Here is a 19,710-nt window from a genome sequence, read left to right as displayed (position 1 = left end):
ATTCTTCATTTAATAAAAAGGTTACGGTAGAGGTTGTTATAGGCTTAAGAGGAGATTTAACTAGTCCGGAACCAAATTTTGATATTCAGTTTCCTTCTGTAAGTAATGTTTTAAAATCAGAAATACAATATAAACTGGATGACAAAGACATTCGTCAGACTCAGGCATTATATTTATTATCCACTGGTTCTTTTATGAGTACAGATGGTTTTAGTCAGGGAGATTTGTCAGGAACATTGTCTGAAACAGCTATGAGCTTATTGGGAGGGATAATTAAGTCAGATAATGATAAAATCAATGTTGGGTTTAATTATGTTTCTGCAGACAGACGTATTGGTCAAGAGGCTGATGGTCGGGTTGTAGCAACTGTAACGTCGCAAATTAATGAACGTATTGCTATTAACGGAAAACTTGGAGTGCCGGTAGGAGGTGTAAATGAATCGGCAATTGTAGGTGATATTGAAGTACAATACAGAATTAATGAAGATGGAACTGCAAACCTTCGTTTATTTAATAAGGAAAATGATATTAGTTATGTAGGTCAGGGAATTGGTTACACACAAGGTGTTGGTATTAGTTACGAAGTAGATTTTGATACTTTTAGCGAGTTAGTCAATAAAATTTTCAAAAAATATAAATTAGAAAAAACGGGTAAAAATTCCAATGACTTGCAGGATTCTAATTTAAACCCAGATTATATTAATTTTGTAAACTCTAAAAAGAAGCTGAAAAGGATAAAAAGAAGTCCGATAAAAAAGAAGAAAAGAAACAAGAACAACAACAAAATAACAACAATCAGGGACTAATACCAGACAATGACTTTTAAAAATATCATTATAAATTTAACCCATTGGGAAATTGATTACATTTGATTTGATGAAAAGACAGATCTGAAATGTAATTTGAGTATAAAAACATTCTTAATGAAAATTTGTCATTATGAGTTGAAGGCTTTTAACAGAAATGGGTTTTGAATCTAAAATTAGCACATATTTTTATTCGTCAAAAGGTTGTGATATAATATTTTAAACATCTTTTCTAAATCATTATAAAATACAAAATTTTGTAACACTTCATTTCTGGATTGTTAATTTTACATTTTTAATTAAAAAAGGATACTTTTATTATTTTAAATGAATTTTTTGCGATATAAAAACTTATTAACCGAAAACGTTTGAATTTGGTGATTTACCAATTTATAATAATCATCTACTGAAAAGTGGTGAATGTTTGCTAATTTTACACTTTAATACTTAAATAATGCCAAAAACAATAAAAAAAGTAGGTGTTCTTACTTCAGGAGGAGACTCACCAGGAATGAATGCCGCAATACGATCAGTTGTTCGAACATGCGCCTATCATAATATAGAATGTTTGGGAATTTATAGAGGTTATCAGGGAATGATTGAAGGAGACTTCAAAGAAATGGGACCTAGAAGTGTAAATAATATTGTAAACAAAGGTGGAACGATTTTAAAATCGGCACGTTCAATTGAATTCAGGACACCTGAAGGAAGAAAAAAGCACACGACAATCTTGTAAAAGCCGGGGTTGATGCTTTGGTAGTTATAGGTGGAGACGGAAGTTTTACCGGGGGTTAATTTTTAATTCTGAATACGGTTTTCCTGTTATGGGTATTCCGGGTACAATTGATAATGATATTTTTGGAACAAGTCATACTTTAGGTTACGATACTGCCTTAAATACAGTTGTAGATTGTATCGATAAAATTAGAGATACTGCAAGTTCACATAACCGATTGTTTTTTGTGGAAGTTATGGGTAGAGATGCAGGTCACATTGCTCTTAATGCCGGTATAGGTGCAGGGGCAGAAGAAATTCTTATTCCTGAGGAAGATTTAGGTCTTGAAAGGCTTTTAGATTCTCTTCAAAAAAGTAAAGCTTCAGGAAAATCATCAAGTATAGTAGTAATCGCTGAGGGTGATAAAATTGGTAAAAATGTATTCGAATTAAAAGACTATGTTGAAGCTAATTTACCTGAGTATGACGTGCGTGTATCTGTTTTGGGACACATGCAGCGTGGAGGTTCTCCTTCATGTTTCGACCGTGTTTTAGCAAGTCGTTTAGGAGTAAAAGCAGTAGAGTCATTAATAGATGGTAAATCAAATTACATGGTTGGTTTACAGCAGGATAAAGTAGCTTTGACTCCGTTGGAACAGGCAATTAAAGGAAAGTCTGAAATTGACAGAGAATTATTAAGAGTATCAGATATAATGTCAACATAAAAAGAAACGAAGTTTATAGTGAGAAAATTAAACTTTAAATAGTTAAATAAAAACAAAAACAAAATCGAGTAAAATGTCAAAAGTAAAATTAGGAATAAACGGATTTGGACGTATTGGAAGAATCGTTTTCAGAGAATCTTTCAACAGAGATAATGTAGAAGTAGTTGCAATCAATGATTTATTAGATGTAGATCACTTAGCTTACTTATTAAAATATGATTCAGTTCACGGTCGTTTCGACGGAACTGTAGAAGTAAAAGAAGGAAAACTTTATGTAAACGGAAGAAATATCCGTATTACTGCTGAAAGAAATCCAGCTGACTTGAAATGGAATGAAGTTGATGTTGATGTAGTAGCTGAATGTACTGGTATTTTCACAACTATCGAAACTGCAAATGAGCACATTAAAGGTGGTGCTAAAAAAGTAATCATTTCTGCTCCTTCTGCAGATGCTCCAATGTTTGTAATGGGTGTAAACCACGAAACTGCAAAAGCTTCTGATTTAGTTGTTTCTAACGCTTCTTGTACTACAAACTGTTTAGCTCCTTTGGCTAAAGTTATTCACGATAATTTCGGAATTGTAGAGGCTTTAATGACTACTGTTCACGCTACAACTTCAACTCAAATGACTGCTGACGGACCTTCTAGAAAAGACTGGAGAGGTGGACGTGCAGCGGCAATCAATATCATTCCTTCTTCAACAGGTGCTGCAAAGGCGGTTGGAAAAGTTATCCCTGAATTAAACGGGAAATTAACTGGTATGGCTTTCCGTGTACCTACTGCTGACGTTTCTACAGTAGATTTAACGGTAAAAGTGGCTAAAGAAACTTCATACGAAGAGATTATGGCAGTTTTGAAAAAAGCTTCTGAAAATGAATTAAAAGGTATCTTAGGATATACTGAAGATGCAGTTGTTTCTCAGGATTTCATTTCTGATAAAAGAACTTCAATCATTGATGCTACTGCAGGAATTGGTTTAAATTCAACTTTCTTCAAATTGGTATCATGGTACGATAATGAGTACGGGTACTCTAGTAAATTGATTGATTTATCTGTGCATATCGCAGGTTTAAAATAATATTTTATTAAATGATAAAATCCCGTTATCTCAAAGTAACGGGATTTTCTTATTTTGTTATGTCTTTAATTAATGTGAAAAACACACTTTTAATTAAAGTTAAACTAACTAAAAAAAACTAAACTAAAATGAAATTAATAGTTGATAGCGGTTCTACTAAGGCTGATTGGATAGCGATTGATGATAATGGTAAAGTATTGTTTACTACGCAAACTTTAGGATTGAACCCGGAAATTCTTGATGGTCCTGAAATTATTGAAAGAGTAAATGATCGTTTTGATATTTCTCAAAATCGAAAAGAAGCTACACATTTGTTCTTTTACGGTGCAGGTTGCGGAACTGAAAGAATGCAAACTGCATTAAAAGAGGTGTTTAGAGTGTATTTTGAAAATGCAATTGTAGAGGTTCATGAGGATACCTATGCAGCAGTTTATGCAACTACACCAAAAGGAGAAGAGGCAATTGTTAGTATTTTGGGTACTGGTTCTAATTGCAGTTATTTTGATGGGAAAATATTGCACCAAAAAGTACAGTCATTAGGCTATATTGCGATGGATGACTGTAGCGGAAATGTTTTTGGAAAAGAATTGATCAGAAAAATATTATTTCAATAAAATGCCTAAAGAACTGGCAGTTGAGTTTGAAAAAGAATACGATTTGGATCCTGATTTTATTAAAAATAAATTATATAAAGAGCCAAACCCAAATGCTTATTTAGCAACTTTTGCCAAGTTTTTGATTCAGCATAAAGAGTCTGAGTTTTGTAGAAAAATAATTTTCAAAGGGATGAAATCTTTTGTTAAAAACTATATTAAACAATATGATAATTGCCAGGAAGTTCCTGTTCATTTTGTTGGTTCTATAGCTTTTTATTTAAAAGATGAATTACAGGAAATATTTGATAAGTATGAACTTAAATTAGGTAATGTTTTGAGACGTCCAATTGACGGTCTGATAGCTTATCACGTTGCTAATAAATAAGAATTTAGAATGGAAATTGCAATTATTGCACATGATGGTAAAAAAGCAGACTTGATTAATTTTTTAATTAAAAATACAGAGGTTCTGCAAAATGAGAATGTAAGTTTAATTGGTACTGGTACAACAGGAGGCAAAGCGGAAGCAGCCGGTTTTAAAACAAGGCGAATGCTCTCAGGGCCTTTGGGCGGAGATGCTCAGATTGCCGGAAGAGTAGCCGAAGGATTAACTCAAATGGTTTTCTTTTTTAAAGACCCTTTGTCCAGTCACCCGCACGAAGCAGATATAAATATGTTAATAAGGGTTTGTGATGTACATAATGTGCCATTGGCAACCAATGAAGCAACGGCACAATTATTATTAGAGGCTATTGCACAGCGATTATAGAAATCTCAACATTTACATTTTTTGGCAAACAAGCCACTTGAACCGTTTCACGTGCTGGAGCGGTTTTTTCATTAAAATAAGATCCGTAAACAGTGTTTATTGCTGCAAAATTATTCATATCCATAATAAAAATAGAAGCCTTTACAATATTCTCAAATGTCATATTTGCGGCTTCAAGAATGGCAGAAATATTTTGCATAACCTGATGTGTTTCATCGTTTATGTTTTCTGTAACAAGTTCTCCTGTAGACGGGTTTATAGCTATTTGTCCGGAAGCATACAATGTGTTTCCTGATAAAACAGCCTGATTATAAGGTCCTATTGGTGCCGGTGCTTTTTCGGTAAAGATTATTTTTTTCATATCACAAAAAGATTAAAATTGTATTTTGATTATCTGTTAGAAGCGCTTCGTTTATTCCATTTAATATCACTAAGCATTCCTGATTTTATTCCAATAAAGAAATTCCAGTTAGCATAGGTACCAAGAGGTGTCCAGTTAAAAGACATTCTCCAGCTTAATAAATCTCTTTCAAAACGCAGTTGGGTAAAAGTAACGCCTTTTTGTACAAAATCATAACCGGTTGAGATTCCGCCTTTCCATTTAGGGGTAATATCCATATTTGCAGAAATCATTAAAGAATTACCCGAAATCTTATTTTCTCTTTTTGTATTTGTATAAGTCAACGAATAAGCCATAGTCATGTCCCAGGGAAGTTTTGAATTGAAGAATTCTGTAATTACATTCTCAGAATCTTCTTCGGCAAATTGGCTTTTCCTGGTGTCATTAAGGTCGGTGTTTGTTCCAAATAAATCATCACTACGGCCTCCATTTCGCTCACTTTGTTTGTTTTCATCCTTTTTGTCGTTTTTGTTTGAAAAAGAATAATTCAGGGTCATATTGGCACTTGTCATTCTAAACAAGCTTCCTCCATTATTGATGTTGAATACATTAATTTGCTGTCCGGAATTATCAATAGCATAAGGGTTTAATGTTGCGGCAAAATTGACATTCATTTTATTATCAAACAATTGAGTTCCTCCACTAACCCGAACAGGCTCAAGTGCGAATGTTGTTTTTCCGTCAGCATTAAAATTATAACTGGTGCTGAAATTTAAATTATTTAACAACATCACTTTCTTAGGCTCTGTTTTAGTGCTGTCCTTATCTGTTACTTTTGCTTCAAAAGTATTGCTTAAATCAAAACCGATTATATTAGAATTTGATTTTCCTGGTTGTCCGTAAACTCCGTTTTCAAATCGGGTGTAATCTTTATAAGTGGCTCCGGTTGCATCTATGGCGTATGTGTCATAATATCTTTCAAAACTAGGTGTGTAGGAGTAGGAGAATGATGGGCGCATTACATGTCGTATAGCTTGTATTTTCTTTGTGTCCCCAAATTTGAAAGTACCATAGATAGTGGTTCCTAAACTTGAACTAAAGTTATACGTTCTAAAGGCATCAAAACCATTAACTGTTTTATCAACAACAGTATTTAAGTCGCTATCAAAAGATCTGTTAATTGTTTTTGTTACCCAGGTCTCCTGATAATTTGTTGATGCACTAGCACTAAAATATTTGAATATTTTAAAATTGGTGCTAAGAGGGATGCTGTGTTGCATTCCAATTTGTGCGTTATCAAACATTTGAGGTTTAAAAAATAAAGAATCAGTAGTTACAAAACTGTTTTTACCACTCAGATTGTATTGTAGGTTAATATTTTTAATTAGACCTTTTTTGACACCGTCTTTTCCAACAAATGGATAAATACGATCAACACTTGCCTGTAACGAAGGTAAAGTCATATTTATTTCTTCGGTTTGTGTATTTTGAGAATGCGTTGCAGTTAAGGCTATTCTGGCTTGTGGGATAGTATTGAATGTTTTATTCCACGAAATGGAAGAACTAAGTGTGTTGTTTAAACTGGAACCAATATTAGCCTGATTAATGGATTGTTTGAAATATTTACTACTACCCATATTCACAGAAGCAGAAAAACTCGAATTAGGATTCGATTTGGAATCTTTTGAGTGTGACCACTGAATATTGTAAATATTTTGTTTAGAATAATCAGGATAGCCTCTTTCGCTTGATATTAAATTCTCAAATCTAAAATTAACATTCCCTCTATACTTGTATCTTTTTGCATATGAGGATTCAAAACGCATAGCATAACTGCCGTTGGTATAGTAATCTCCTAAAACAGTTAAATCATAATTGTCACTTAAAGCAAAATAATAACCTCCGTTTTGTAATGAAAACCCTCTGGTGTTTGAGTCGTTATAACTGGGAACAATAATACCCGAAATGCTTTTTTCTTCGCTCATTGGGAAATAGGCGTATGGTAATGCAATTGGAGTAGGAACATCTGCAATAACCATGTTTGTTAATCCGGTAATTACTTTTTTTCCGGGAACAAATTTTACTTTGCTCGTTCTGAAATAATATTCGGGGTTGTCAACGTCAGTCGATGTAGTAAAACGAGCTCCTTTTAAATAGTAAACCGAGTCATTCTCCTTTTTGGTGATTTCTGCTTTAATTTTAAATTCTCCCTGTTCTGTTCTGGAATTATAAATTAAAGCCTTTTTTGTTTTGAAATTAAAGCGAATTGAATCCGGTTGAACTTCATTAGCCCCTTGTTTAAAATTCGGATATTGTACCAAAACACCTGCAGAATCTTTTATCCTTCCGGCGTATACTTCATCATTTTTATAATCAAGAATAATAATTCCGGATTTTAATTCAATATCTTTATAATACAATTCGGCTTCATCATAAAGAGTCAGGGTATTCTTTTTTTTATCTATCTTTTCGTAACCTTTGGCATTATGTTTAAGTAGTCCCTCGAGAAAAGCTTTTTTGGGCTTAATGCTGTCAATTTTAATTGTATCCGTTATAGTCTTTGTAGTATCTGTAGAAGCTTTTTTTGATTTATCAGATTGTCTTGCAGCCGGTAACGGAGTTTTTTTTGGTTTTATTTCCTGAGAATATAAATTACCACATCCTATAGTTAGGAAAAATGATATTAAAACGATATTAAATAAGTTTGTATGCAAAGGTTTAAATGCTATTTTTGTAAAAGTATGGCTTGTTTTTTGACATGTCAAACTTACATATAATTTTTGGCAAAAATAATCAATTGTAAAAATTATAGCTTTGCATTTTATTAAAATTAACTTTTAGATTTATGAACATTTTTAACAAAACTAAACTAATATTTATTTTTTTTCTGACCATAACGTGTTTTTCTGTTTACTCTCAGTCAAATGTTTTTAAAGTAACACTTGATGCAGGACATGGAGATCATGATTTTGGTGCTGTTTATAGTGGTCGTATTGAAAAAAATATTGCTTTGGCTATTGTTTTGAAAGTAGGAAAGATTTTAGAACTTAATCCAAATGTTCATGTTATATATACCCGAAAAACGGATGTTTTTATTGATTTGGTAGAAAGGGCCAATATTGCTAACAGAGCCAACTCCAATATTTTTGTTTCGATACACTGCAACGCCAATAAAAATACAGCTGCAGACGGAACAGAAACATATGTAATGGGTTTGAGTAAAGTTTCTTCGAATCTTGAAGCAGCGAAAAAAGAAAACTCGGTTATTACACTCGAAAAAGATTATAAACGTAAGTATGAAGGATTTGATCCCAATTCGCCTGAGTCAATGACGGCAATGATGTTGATGCAGGAAGAATATTTGGATAACAGTATTTCCTTAGCTAGTAAAATTGAAGATAATTTTGCAAAACTTGGAAAAAAAATTAGAGGAGAAGGAGTAAAACAAGCTCCTTTTATGGTACTTCATAAGGCTTACATGCCAAGGGTTTTAGTAGAAACAGGATTTGTTTCTAATCCTACTGAAGGAGATATTTTAAATTCAGAAGCAGGACAGGATGATATAGCTCAGGCAATTGCTCAGGCTATTTTAAGTTATAAAAGAGAATACTTTGGAACAGGCGCCCCAGAAATAAACGACATAAAGCCTGCAAGAGACACTTCTATCCCTGCAAAGCCTAAAACCGTTCAAAATACTCCAAAAACAGTTAAGGATACTGTAAAAGGAACTTTTTTTAAGGTGCAGCTTATTGCCAGTATAAAAAAGACACCTTTAGAGCCTAAAAACTTCAAGGGGTTAAAAAATGTAACGATGATCTATGAAAATAATATTTATAAATATTTTTATCAGGAGACTTCAGATTACGAAAGCGCTAAAAAATATTTGCAAGAAGCTAAAAGTAAAGGATATGGTGCTTCTTTTTTAGTAGCGACTAAAAATGGTGAAAAAATCAACATTCAGGACGCCATCAAATAATACTGGTAAGTTCGAATATTTATATTATTTTTGTACAAACACTTACAATTTTGAAACTAACAAGAGAAATCAAAACGGCTATTTTAGTCATCGCATCAATTTTATTATTTATTTGGGGGTATAGTTTTTTAAAAGGGAAAGACCTTTTTACTAATTATCAGACTTTATATGTTGAATATGATAATGTAGAAGATTTGCCACAGTCAGCTCCAGTAACTTTAAACGGACTTGGGATTGGTAAAGTAAGTAAAATTACAATCAATGAAACAACAGGTAAGTTATTAGTAGAGCTTCAGTTAAAAACTGATTTTCCAATTTCTAAAACCAGTAAAGCAGCATTATATTCCCCAAGCTTAATTGGAGGAAAACAAATTAAAATTATACCAAATCTGGAAGATAAAAACCTTGCGGTAGATGGGCAAACTCTGGAGGCTGCTATAGAATTAGGATTAACAGAGTCCTTAGGTGGTAAAATTGAGCCAATTCAGCAGCAATTAAATTTAATGCTTGCAAATATTAATACTTTGGTTTCCGGACTAAACAATGTTTTGGATAAAAAAGGACAGGAAGATTTAAAGAAATCATTGTCAGAATTGAGTCAGACTATGGAGCAGTTTCATAGAGCTTCAGGAAGCCTTAATTCTATTTTAGATACTAATAAAGGGCAGATTAACGGAGTTGTGACAAATTTTAATAAAATGTCAAGCAATTTTAATAAAATTTCTGATTCTTTAAACAAGGCCGATTTAGGTAAAACGGTTAGAAATCTAAATCAGACACTTGCAAAAGTTGACGGTATTATGAGTAATTTGAATTCGGGGAAAGGAACTGCCGGAAAATTACTTAATGATGATGCCCTGTATACTAATTTGTCAAAAACTTCAAAAGAATTAGAATTATTATTACAGGATGTGCGCCTTAATCCAACACGCTATGTAAATGTTTCTGTTTTTGGAAAGAAAAATAAACCTTATGTAGCTCCGACAGAAGATGTAAATTCGACAACTAAAAAATAATAGTAATGGGCTATCTAGATAATATTTTATTTGCTATAGTGCTGATAGCTGGTTTCGCTTTTTTTGCTTCAAACGTAAAAAAAATCATTCGAAATATCAATTTGGGAGTTGATGTAGACAGAAAAGATAATCCTAAAGCACGTTGGGCAAATATGGCTTTGATTGCACTGGGACAATCAAAAATGGTTAAGCGTCCTATAGCCGGAATACTTCATATTGTTGTCTATGTGGGGTTCATAATTATTAATATCGAATTACTTGAAATAATTATTGACGGGTTATTTGGAACTCATAGAATTTTTGCCCCTTATCTGGGATTTGTTTATGATATCTTAATAGCTTCTTTCGAAATATTAGCAATACTTGTAATTTTTGCAGTAACAGTTTTCTGGATTAGAAGAAATCTGATTAGATTAAAACGTTTTATACATTCGGATTTAACCGGATTTCCTAAAAGTGATGCTAATTATATTTTGTATTTTGAAACCGTTCTTATGGTTTTGTTTTTACTGATGAATGCCTCTGATTTGCATTTGCAAAATGTTCCGGGAGGAGTTTTTCATAAGGCAGGAAGTTTTCCGGTAAGTCAATTCATAGCTCCTGTTTTTAACGGAATGTCAAATGAATTGGTGGTTTTGTTATTTGAAGTTTTTTGGTGGTTGCATATTGTTGGTATTTTGGTTTTTATGAACTACTTGTATTTCTCAAAACACCTTCATATTCTTTTAGCATTTCCAAATACTTATTTTGCAGATTTAAATCCTAAAGGAAAATTTAATAATCTTGAGTCGGTTACCAAAGAAGTAAAATTAATGATGGATCCAAATGCCGATCCGTTTGCTGCTGCTCCTGTAGATGAAAATGCAGTTCCTGCAAAATTTGGTGCAAGTGATGTTCAGGATTTAAACTGGGTACAATTATTAAATGCTTATACGTGTACAGAATGTGGACGTTGTACATCTTCTTGTCCTGCAAATCAAACAGGAAAAAAATTATCTCCTCGTAAGATTATGATGGATACGAGAGACCGTTTGCAGGAAGTAGGAAAAAATATAGATAGCAATAAAGGTATTTTTGTTCCGGATAATAAAACATTATTAAACGATTATATTACTCCCGAAGAATTGTGGGCTTGCACGTCTTGCAATGCCTGCGTTGAAGAATGTCCCGTTAATATAAGTCCGCTGTCTATTATTATGGATATGCGTCGTTATTTGGTAATGGAACAAAGTGCTGCCCCGATGTCATTAAACGCTATGATGACAAATATTGAAAATAATGGTGCACCTTGGCAATACAGCCAGCAAGACCGATTGAACTGGAAAAACGAGAATTAGGATTTATTGTTTAAATGGTTGCTTGTTTATAACCGTTTGCCGATTTTAAAATAATTTAGGTTTTACAAATGGGTTGTCAATTCGTTATCAACGTTTAAGCAATTCAATGATTAACCGATATAACAAAATAATAAGATGTCAGAAAGTTTAGTAGTACCAACAATGGCAGAGATGTTAGCAGAAGGAAAACAACCGGAAGTGTTGTTTTGGGTTGGTTGTGCAGGAAGTTTTGATGATAGGGCAAAAAAAATCACAAAAGCTTTTGTGCGAATTCTTAATCGTACAAACGTTTCTTTTGCTGTATTGGGTGCTGAAGAAAGCTGTACCGGAGATCCTGCAAAAAGAGCAGGAAATGAGTTTTTATTTCAGATGCAGGCCATGATGAATATTGAGGTTTTGAATGCTTATGAAGCAAAAAAAATAGTTACTGCCTGTCCACATTGTTTTAATACTTTAAAAAATGAATATCCTGAATTGGGAGGTAATTATGAAGTTATTCACCATACGGAGTTTTTGAAGTCATTAATTGACGAAGGAAGACTTACTGTGGAAGGTGGTCAGTTTAAAGGCAAAAAAATTACTTTTCATGATCCGTGTTATTTAGGAAGGGCTAATAAAATTTATGAAGCACCAAGAAATTTAATTGAGAAACTGGACGTTGAATTAGTTGAAATGAAACGTTCAAAAGCTAATGGTTTGTGTTGTGGAGCTGGGGGAGCACAGATGTTTAAAGATGCAGAACCCGGAAATAAAGAGGTAAATATTGAAAGAACCGAAGATGCACTTGAAACCCAACCCGATATTATTGCAGCAGGTTGTCCGTTTTGCAATACGATGTTAACGGACGGTATCAAAAACAAAGAAAAAGAAGGTCAGGTTAAAGTAATGGATATTGCTGAGTTAATTGCGAATGCACAAGATCTTTAGTTAGGATTCTGAGCTATTAAGAGGCTAAGGTTCTAAGTTTTGAAACCTGAAACTTGAAACAAAAAAATAAAATCTAAAATTAAAAATGTATATACCTTTTGAAAATTTACCAGGTGAATCCAGAGTTTGGATTTATCAATCGAACAGAAAATTTTCTGAGGAAGAATTTTCTGATATTGAAACTGATTTAAAAGCTTTTGTAGAAGAATGGGCCGCGCATGGAACAAGTCTTGAAGCTTCTTTTTTGCTTAAATACAATCGATTTATAATATTGGCTGTTAATCAGGATGTGCAGGCTGCTACAGGCTGTTCAATTGATAGTTCTGTTGAGTTTATTCAGGGTTTAGAGAAAAAGTATAATGTTGATTTATTGGATAAAATGAACGTAACTTTTAAACTTGGAGAGCATATTGCCCACAAAACATTAATTGATTTCAAGAAAATGGTTAAAGATAAATCGGTATCTGAGAATACGATAGTTTTTAATAATTTAGTAAATAATATTGAAGAGTTTAATGAGTCTTGGGAAGTTCCTGCCGCCGACAGCTGGCATAGCAGATTTTTTTAAAAATAATACTATTTATCGAAAGGCATGAAATTCATTTTTCATGCCTTTTTTGTTTATAAAAATAGGTTTTTACTTATTAAAAATGTATTATTGTAAACAAATACTAAAATAAAAAGATAAATACTTATGAATGAAGAAATTAAGATTATTGCTAAAATTACAGCAAAATCATCCTTCAGATGGTTTACAATTGTATCGGTTGGAACTTTATTTACATTAATATGTTTTTTAATAATTCTATTTCAGGACAATGGTGGAGCTGGAGGCGGACACGGAAGTATATATGTATACCTGATAAATCTATTTTCTCATAATTTCTGTGGATTTCTTTTATTTATTGGCGCTCCAATGTTTATTTTGGCCTATTTCATGTTTGCAAACAAAGTAGCTATCCAGACTGCTATTCATCAAATTTGGGAAAACAAGATGGGAGGTTACATTGAAGGGAAAATTGTCTTACTTGTAGATAAATTGACAGCTTCTAATAATTGGACTAATTCAATTTCGAATAAAACAATGCTAAAATTGAAACTTTTGGAAGCGAATAAAAATGATAAGGAAAGTTCTAAGATCAAGAAAAAAGTAATTAGTTATTTACTCAATAAAATCAGTTTTGATAATGTAGATTTCGCTAATAAAGATCTTAAACTATCCGAAGTTATTTCAGGTAATATAAAAAGATTTGTGTCTGAAACTATTGAACCTTCATTTTTGGTTTTCTGGCTGCTGCTTTTGTTTCAGTTGGTTTTAATAGTTGTTGCTATATTTTTTTAGACAACAGCTTTGGTAGATTTTGAATTTAGTTTTTTTAATTAATATTGTAATCTTATTTTTATTTCTTATAAAAACGAAACCTCTAAACTAGCCCCGATGGGAGTTTTATCCTTTTATGGTTTCGTTTTTTAACCAGACCATAAAAGATTTAACGGACAGCGGGATAAATTGTTTTTTGAAAATTGATTTTTTGCTCCTTAAGCTAAATAAGAAACTCTTGGTTTTAAGTTGAATTTATAGATTATTATCCTTTAACTTTAATAAGGATAAAAGAAGTAAGGAGTTGAAGTTTTCTAAAAAATCTAACATTGTAAATACTTATTTAAACGTGATTTTTGAGTATTTTCGTAGTATTAAATTTAATACATGAAAATAGCAATAGTTTGTTATCCTACATTTGGTGGTAGTGGGGTAGTAGCCACAGAGTTAGGTCTGGAATTAGCCCGAAGAGGACACGAAATACATTTTATTACGTATAGCCAGCCGGTACGATTAGCACTTTTAAATCCGAATGTTCATTATCACGAAGTAAACGTTCCTGAGTATCCTCTTTTTCATTATCAGCCTTATGAATTGGCTTTGTCAAGCAAATTGGTTGATATGGTGAAACTTTATAAAATAGAGTTGCTTCATGTTCATTATGCAATTCCACATGCTTATGCGGGTTATATGGCGAAGCAAATGCTAAAAAACGAAGGGATTAATCTTCCAATGATTACAACGCTTCACGGAACGGATATTACGCTGGTTGGAAATCATCCTTTTTATAAACCTGCAGTGACCTTCAGTATCAATAAATCTGATTATGTGACTTCTGTTTCGCAGAGTTTGAAAGATGATACGCTGAAATTGTTTAAAATTAAAAATAAAATTAAGGTGATTCCTAACTTTATTGAATTAGATAAAGTTAAAAAAGACCCGCTTGCTCCTTGTCATCGTAATGTTATGGCAAAGGAAAATGAGCGTATTATTACGCATATCAGTAACTTTAGAAAGGTAAAACGAATTCCGGATATTATTAAGATTTTCTATCAGATCCAGAAAGAAATGCCAGCTAAATTGATGATGGTTGGTGATGGTCCTGAAAAAGAAAAGGCAGAAATTTTATGTCAGAAGCTGGGAATTTATGATAAGGTAATTTTCTTTGGAAACAGTAATGAGATTGATAAAATTTTACTTTTGACAGACTTATTTTTGCTTCCTTCAGAAACAGAAAGTTTTGGTTTGGCCGCTTTAGAAGCGATGGCATGCGGAGTACCGGTGATTTCAAGTAATTCAGGTGGTTTGCCGGAAGTAAATTTTGATGGTATTTCAGGATACCTGAGTGATGTAGGAGATATTGAGCAAATGGCTTCAAATGCGATTAAAATTCTTAAAGATGATGCAGTTTTGAAAGAGTTTAAAAATAATGCTTTAGAGGTTGCAAAAAAATTCGATATTAAAAACATATTACCTATATATGAAGCGTTATATCAAAAAGCAATAGACGATTATAAAGAATAGATTTAACCCATAAAAAAAAAACGGTAAATGAAAAAAGTAATTTCGGTTTTAGCAGTTTTTGTTTTGATTTCCTGTGGAGCAAAAAAAACATCAAAATCAAATGTCGCATTGTATGAAGTTTTAACACAACAATCTGACGGTGGTGGAAATATCAAATTTTTTGAGATTTTGAGTGAGCCAAATGAAATTTTAATGCTTCAGAATGACCCGCTTTTAAAGAGTAAGATGAAACAGGATGATATTAATAATTCTAATTATGTGATTCTGAATATGGGTGAAAAGAACAGTGGAGGCTACTCAATAGGAGTTGAAAAAGTAGAAGAAACAGAAAAAAATATTATTATTACTGTTAAAGAAAATGCTCCTGCTAAAGATGCTATGGTGATCCAGGTAATTAGCTATCCTTACACGGTTGTTAAAGTACATTCTAAAAAAGAAATAATTGTTAAGTAAAAAAAATCCTGTCGCATAAACGACAGGATTTTTTTTATAAAGTAGATGATTTATTTAGAAATTTAGAATCTAAATCTTGCTCCTAGACCTACATCGAAGCCAAAGTTATCGTCATCGTAATATCCTGATCCAATTTCAGGTCTGGCATCTAATGATAAGGTAAGAGGGAACTCTTTAAATCTGTATTCTATGCCAATATCACCGGCTGCAAAAATATATGTGTCACTACGATCTCCATCATAATCACCAGGACCATCATAATCCCAGGCTGCAACACCACCTCCAACACCGGCATACCAGTTGAAACCTCCTTCAATGTTCCAGACCCATTGATATAGAGCAACTCCTTTTATAGCATTAACATATTTACTGTCTCTCAACCCTAAGTCAAATTCAAGTCTGTTTTTTTGGTTCAACCCTAATTGGTATGATACTTCTCCTCCAAATCCGTTATTGTCTCCCAGACGTAATCCTAATGCATGTTTAGAAATTTGTTGTGATTGCGCAGTAAACGCTATACCTAATAGCGTAATAGCAGATAAAATGATTTTTTTCATAAAAAATGGTTATTAATTTTTGTTCAAAATTATAATTATTGTTCAACTCAAACGTATAAAATTATTTAAAATTGTTATGTAATTCCCATATTTTATCAAAAAAACATCTACTGTTAAGCTAATTTTTAGGTAAGTTGTTAGTTGTTAAAAAGTTACTTTTGTTTTATGATCGAAGTAATTAATTGTGATGTTAAAATATCTTCCATTTCAAAAAGATTTTCGTCTGTTTCAGTAAAGTCTGCATTAGAATACGAGAATAATTTCCATCGTTTTTTGTGATATTCCAAGGCAGTTAAATTTTCAATCCAGTCTCCCGAGTTTAAATATAAAGTTGAACCATACTTATTTTCTTTTTCAATAATTTTGGGTTCATGAATGTGCCCACAGATAACATAATCGTATTTTTTTTCTATGGCGAGATCAGTAGCAGTAGTTTCAAAATCTGAAATAAATTTAACGGCTTTTTTTACACTGGCCTTTATTTTTTTTGAAAATGAATAAGGTTCTCTTCCTAGTTTGGCTAAAAACCAATTTACAAATCGATTGCATAGAATTAAGTAATCATAACCTAAACCACCTAATTTTGCAATCCATTTAGAATGTTGTACAGATGCATCAAAAACGTCACCGTGAAAAATCCATGCCTTTTTATCGTCTAATTCTAAAACTAATTTATCTAACAAAGAAAAATTCCCCATATTCATATCACTAAATTTTCTCAGGATTTCATCATGGTTTCCAGTAATATAATATACTTTTGTACCTTTTGAAGCCATTCCAATTATACGCTGAATAACTTTTAAATGTGATTTTGGGAAGTAAGATTTTCTAAATTGCCAGGCATCAATGATGTCTCCATTTAAAACTAATGTTTTTGGTTTAATGCTTGAAAGGTAGTTGTTTAGCTCTTTTGCATGGCTGCCGTAAGTTCCTAAATGTACATCGGAAATGATGACTAATTCGACATTTCTTTTTTTCAATTTTTCTTAATTTGAAGTTTAACAAATTAAAGAAACTGAAATGAGTTTTGTTTTATCATAAGGTTATCAATTTAGCTTCAGTTTTAATAAATTATGATTTTTCAAAAGAGAGTTATCGGGGAATACTAATTTTAAATTTTTTAATTTAATTCATAAAACTTACATTTGCTCAAAACTAATTATAATGGCAGGAAATAGCTACGGCACACTATATAAAGTTACCACATTTGGAGAATCTCATGGGGAAGCTTTAGGCGGAATCATAGACGGTTGTCCATCAGGAATTGAACTTGATTTTGAAGCGATTGAATTGGATATGGCCCGAAGAAAACCGGGACAGTCCGCAATTGTAACTCAACGAAAAGAACCGGATGCAGTTCAGTTTTTATCAGGTATTTTTGAAGGAAAAACTACCGGAACTCCAATTGGATTTGTTATTCCGAATACCAATCAAAAATCAGATGATTATTCACATATAAAAGATAATTACAGGCCAAGCCATGCTGATTATGTATACGATCAGAAATATGGTTTTAGGGATTATCGCGGAGGCGGAAGAAGTTCGGCACGTGAAACTGCAAGCAGAGTAGTAGCAGGAGCAATTGCGAAACAAATGCTGCCTGAAATTAAGATTAATGCCTACGTTTCATCAGTAGGTCCAATTCATTTAGATACACCTTATCAGGAATTGGATTTTTCAAAGATAGAAAGTAATCCTGTACGTTGTCCTGATGAAAAATCAGCAGCAATTATGGAAGAGTATATTCGTGATATCCGCAAGCAGGGAGATACAGTTGGTGGAGTGGTTTCATGTGTAATTCAGAATGTACCTGTTGGTTTAGGGGAACCGGTTTTTGATAAACTTCACGCAGAATTAGGAAAAGCAATGCTGTCTATTAATGCAGTAAAAGGTTTTGAATACGGAAGCGGTTTTTCTGGTTCAGAAATGAAAGGAAGCGAGCATAACGACTTATACAATCCTGACGCAACTACAAAAACAAATCTTTCAGGAGGAATACAGGGCGGAATCAGTAATGGGATGGATATTTATTTCAGGGTAGCTTTTAAACCTGTTGCGACTATCATGCAAACTCAGGATTCATTAGATAATAAAGGAAATATCACACCAATGACCGGAAAAGGACGTCATGATCCTTGTGTAGTGCCAAGAGCTGTGCCTATCGTAGAAGCTATGGCAGCTATTGTTTTGGCTGATTTTTATTTGATCAACAAGACATATTAATTTAAAAGCAGGCAGTGAGGGTCTTTTTTTAATTATAAATTCAAACAATAATGGATACAATCCAAAAGCAAAAAAAATCTTTTTTTTCCGGACTGACAGGTCAAATTTTAATAGCCATGATTTTGGGTGCTATTTTAGGAATCATATTGCATAATTCGATTTCAACTGAAGCAGCACAATCGTTCAGCAATAAAATAAAAATGCTGGCAACTATTTTTATTCGATTGGTTCAAATGATTATTTCTCCGTTGGTTTTCACTACTCTGGTAGTCGGAATTGCAAAATTGGGAGATATTAAAAGTGTTGGAAGAATTGGAGGTAAGGCACTTGGATGGTTTTTTACTGCTTCTTTTATATCCTTATTAATAGGGCTTTTTTATGTAAATATTTTAGAGCCGGGTGTTGGTATTAAATTAGGGAATGTTGATATGGGAGCTGCTTCTGAGGTAACGGCTAAAACGCAAAATTTATCTTTTGAGAATTTTGTTGAGCATATTGTTCCTAAGAGTATTATTGAAGCTATGGCAACTAACGAAATTCTGCAGATTGTAATCTTTTCAATATTTTTCGGATTAGCTGCGGCATCTTTAGGAGCTAAAGTAAAACCGGTTATAGGCGCTTTAGATAAAATGTCACATATTGTATTAAAAATGGTGAATTATGTAATGAACTTCGCTCCAATTGGAGTTTTTGGAGCTATTGCAGGAGTATTTGCTGTTAGAGATGCTGAAGAATTATTAATAACTTACTTTAAGTTCTTCGGTTCGTTTTTATTAGGAATAGGCACATTGTGGGTTGTTTTGATTGCGGTTGGTTTTATTTTCTTAAAAGGAAGAATGATCGAATTATTAAAACGTATAACCGGGCCCTTAGCAATTGCTTTTGGAACAACGAGCAGTGAAGCCGTTTTTCCAAAATTGACGGAAGAATTAGAAAGTTTTGGAGTAAAAGATAGAATCGTTTCTTTTATGTTGCCGCTTGGATATTCTTTCAATCTTGACGGAAGTATGATGTATATGACTTTTGCAAGTATCTTTATTGCACAGTTTTACAATGTGCATTTAGATTTAGGTACCCAAATGGTTATGCTTTTAGTTTTAATGTTAACCAGTAAAGGAATTGCAGGTGTACCAAGAGCAAGTTTGGTTGTAGTGGCGGCAACCTGTGGTATGTTTGATATTCCGGTTGAAGGAATTGCTTTGATTTTACCGATTGATCATTTTTGCGATATGTTCAGAAGTGCAACAAATGTTTTAGGAAATGCTTTGGCAACTTCAGTAGTGGGGCAATGGGAAGCAGATAAAGAATAAAAAGCAAAAGGATTCAATAAGAATTAATACTTAAGAGC

17 protein-coding genes and 2 pseudogenes are annotated in these 19,710 nt (G+C 32.8%); 15 read left to right on the top strand and 4 right to left on the bottom strand.

The annotated features are described in order from the left end of the window. The 5 genes and pseudogenes from BXU10_RS17485 to BXU10_RS17465 form a co-directional block, all read left to right on the top strand. Nucleotides 1-806: translocation/assembly module TamB domain-containing protein (locus BXU10_RS17485; RefSeq protein WP_223255493.1), on the top strand; the 806-nt coding region annotated here is incomplete at its 5' end. Between the two features lie 454 nt (nt 807-1,260). Beyond that, nucleotides 1,261-2,245: pseudogene (gene pfkA, locus BXU10_RS17480) on the top strand (6-phosphofructokinase). Nucleotides 2,246-2,318: 73 nt separating this feature from the next. Further along, on the top strand, nt 2,319-3,323 hold the full coding sequence (gene gap / locus BXU10_RS17475) for a type I glyceraldehyde-3-phosphate dehydrogenase (RefSeq protein WP_078226710.1): 1,005 nt from the start codon (nt 2,319-2,321) through the stop codon (nt 3,321-3,323). Nucleotides 3,324-3,451: 128 nt separating this feature from the next. Continuing rightward, nucleotides 3,452-4,304: pseudogene (locus tag BXU10_RS17470) on the top strand (N-acetylglucosamine kinase). A gap of 9 nt (nt 4,305-4,313) precedes the next feature. Then, nucleotides 4,314-4,688 carry a methylglyoxal synthase gene (locus BXU10_RS17465; RefSeq protein ID WP_078226712.1) on the top strand — a complete coding sequence of 125 codons (375 nt, stop codon included), beginning with the start codon at nt 4,314-4,316 and terminating at the stop codon, nt 4,686-4,688. On the opposite strand, the gene BXU10_RS17460 is transcribed toward BXU10_RS17465, so the two are convergent. Together BXU10_RS17460 and BXU10_RS17455 are read right to left on the bottom strand one after the other, a co-directional pair. Continuing rightward, nucleotides 4,669-5,049 carry a RidA family protein gene (locus BXU10_RS17460; protein WP_031455868.1) on the bottom strand — a complete coding sequence of 127 codons (381 nt, stop codon included), beginning with the start codon at nt 5,047-5,049 and terminating at the stop codon, nt 4,669-4,671. The genes BXU10_RS17465 and BXU10_RS17460 overlap by 20 nt on opposite strands. 29 nt (nt 5,050-5,078) lie before the next feature. After that, the gene (locus tag BXU10_RS17455; RefSeq protein WP_078228834.1) at nt 5,079-7,793 is read right to left on the bottom strand and encodes a putative LPS assembly protein LptD; all 2,715 of its coding nucleotides are present in this window, start codon (nt 7,791-7,793) and stop codon (nt 5,079-5,081) included. A gap of 80 nt (nt 7,794-7,873) precedes the next feature. Here BXU10_RS17455 and BXU10_RS17450 point away from each other — a divergent pair, with 80 nt between their 5' ends. The 8 genes from BXU10_RS17450 to BXU10_RS17415 all read left to right on the top strand — a co-directional run bounded on the left by BXU10_RS17450 (nt 7,874) and on the right by BXU10_RS17415 (nt 15,582). Next, nucleotides 7,874-9,004, top strand: a complete 1,131-nt coding sequence (locus BXU10_RS17450) for an N-acetylmuramoyl-L-alanine amidase (protein ID WP_078228833.1) — start codon at nt 7,874-7,876, stop codon at nt 9,002-9,004. 50 nt (nt 9,005-9,054) lie between these two features. Continuing rightward, nucleotides 9,055-10,020: an MlaD family protein gene (locus tag BXU10_RS17445; protein WP_078228832.1), complete on the top strand. Its 966-nt coding sequence runs from the start codon at nt 9,055-9,057 to the stop codon at nt 10,018-10,020. A 5-nt stretch (nt 10,021-10,025) separates the two neighbouring features. Next, nucleotides 10,026-11,357, top strand: coding sequence for a (Fe-S)-binding protein (locus BXU10_RS17440; protein ID WP_078228831.1), 1,332 nt, complete (start codon nt 10,026-10,028; stop codon nt 11,355-11,357). A gap of 135 nt (nt 11,358-11,492) precedes the next feature. Beyond that, entirely contained in the window at nt 11,493-12,284 is a 792-nt protein-coding gene (locus BXU10_RS17435) for a (Fe-S)-binding protein (RefSeq protein ID WP_078228830.1), read from the top strand. A gap of 85 nt (nt 12,285-12,369) precedes the next feature. Next, nucleotides 12,370-12,852 (top strand): ABC transporter ATPase, encoded by a 483-nt coding sequence (locus BXU10_RS17430; protein WP_078228829.1) that lies wholly within the window; start codon nt 12,370-12,372, stop codon nt 12,850-12,852. 126 nt (nt 12,853-12,978) lie between these two features. After that, a complete protein-coding gene (locus BXU10_RS17425) occupies nt 12,979-13,626 on the top strand; it encodes a hypothetical protein (RefSeq protein ID WP_078228828.1) in 648 nt (215 codons plus the stop codon). A gap of 366 nt (nt 13,627-13,992) precedes the next feature. Next, nucleotides 13,993-15,129 carry an N-acetyl-alpha-D-glucosaminyl L-malate synthase BshA gene (bshA, locus tag BXU10_RS17420; protein WP_031457473.1) on the top strand — a complete coding sequence of 379 codons (1,137 nt, stop codon included), beginning with the start codon at nt 13,993-13,995 and terminating at the stop codon, nt 15,127-15,129. 27 nt (nt 15,130-15,156) lie between these two features. Next, the gene (locus tag BXU10_RS17415; protein ID WP_078228827.1) at nt 15,157-15,582 is read left to right on the top strand and encodes a protease complex subunit PrcB family protein; all 426 of its coding nucleotides are present in this window, start codon (nt 15,157-15,159) and stop codon (nt 15,580-15,582) included. Between the two features lie 62 nt (nt 15,583-15,644). On the opposite strand, the gene BXU10_RS17410 is transcribed toward BXU10_RS17415, so the two are convergent. Both BXU10_RS17410 and BXU10_RS17405 read right to left on the bottom strand, forming a co-directional pair. Continuing rightward, nucleotides 15,645-16,139 carry a hypothetical protein gene (locus BXU10_RS17410; RefSeq protein WP_078228826.1) on the bottom strand — a complete coding sequence of 165 codons (495 nt, stop codon included), beginning with the start codon at nt 16,137-16,139 and terminating at the stop codon, nt 15,645-15,647. Between the two features lie 152 nt (nt 16,140-16,291). Continuing rightward, nucleotides 16,292-17,119, bottom strand: a complete 828-nt coding sequence (locus tag BXU10_RS17405) for a UDP-2,3-diacylglucosamine diphosphatase (protein WP_078228825.1) — start codon at nt 17,117-17,119, stop codon at nt 16,292-16,294. Between the two features lie 184 nt (nt 17,120-17,303). Between BXU10_RS17405 and aroC the strand changes: the two genes are divergently transcribed. Both aroC and BXU10_RS17395 read left to right on the top strand, forming a co-directional pair. Then, nucleotides 17,304-18,362 (top strand): chorismate synthase, encoded by a 1,059-nt coding sequence (gene aroC, locus BXU10_RS17400; RefSeq protein WP_078228824.1) that lies wholly within the window; start codon nt 17,304-17,306, stop codon nt 18,360-18,362. Between the two features lie 50 nt (nt 18,363-18,412). After that, nucleotides 18,413-19,672: a dicarboxylate/amino acid:cation symporter gene (locus BXU10_RS17395; RefSeq protein ID WP_078228823.1), complete on the top strand. Its 1,260-nt coding sequence runs from the start codon at nt 18,413-18,415 to the stop codon at nt 19,670-19,672. Nucleotides 19,673-19,710: the final 38 nt, after the last annotated feature.

It is taken from the genome of Flavobacterium sp. LM4, assembly GCF_002017935.1.
Lineage (GTDB): Bacteria > Bacteroidota > Bacteroidia > Flavobacteriales > Flavobacteriaceae > Flavobacterium > Flavobacterium chungangense.
Note: the sequence above shows the minus strand (reverse complement) of the source record. Positions and strands in the feature narration are given on the sequence as shown.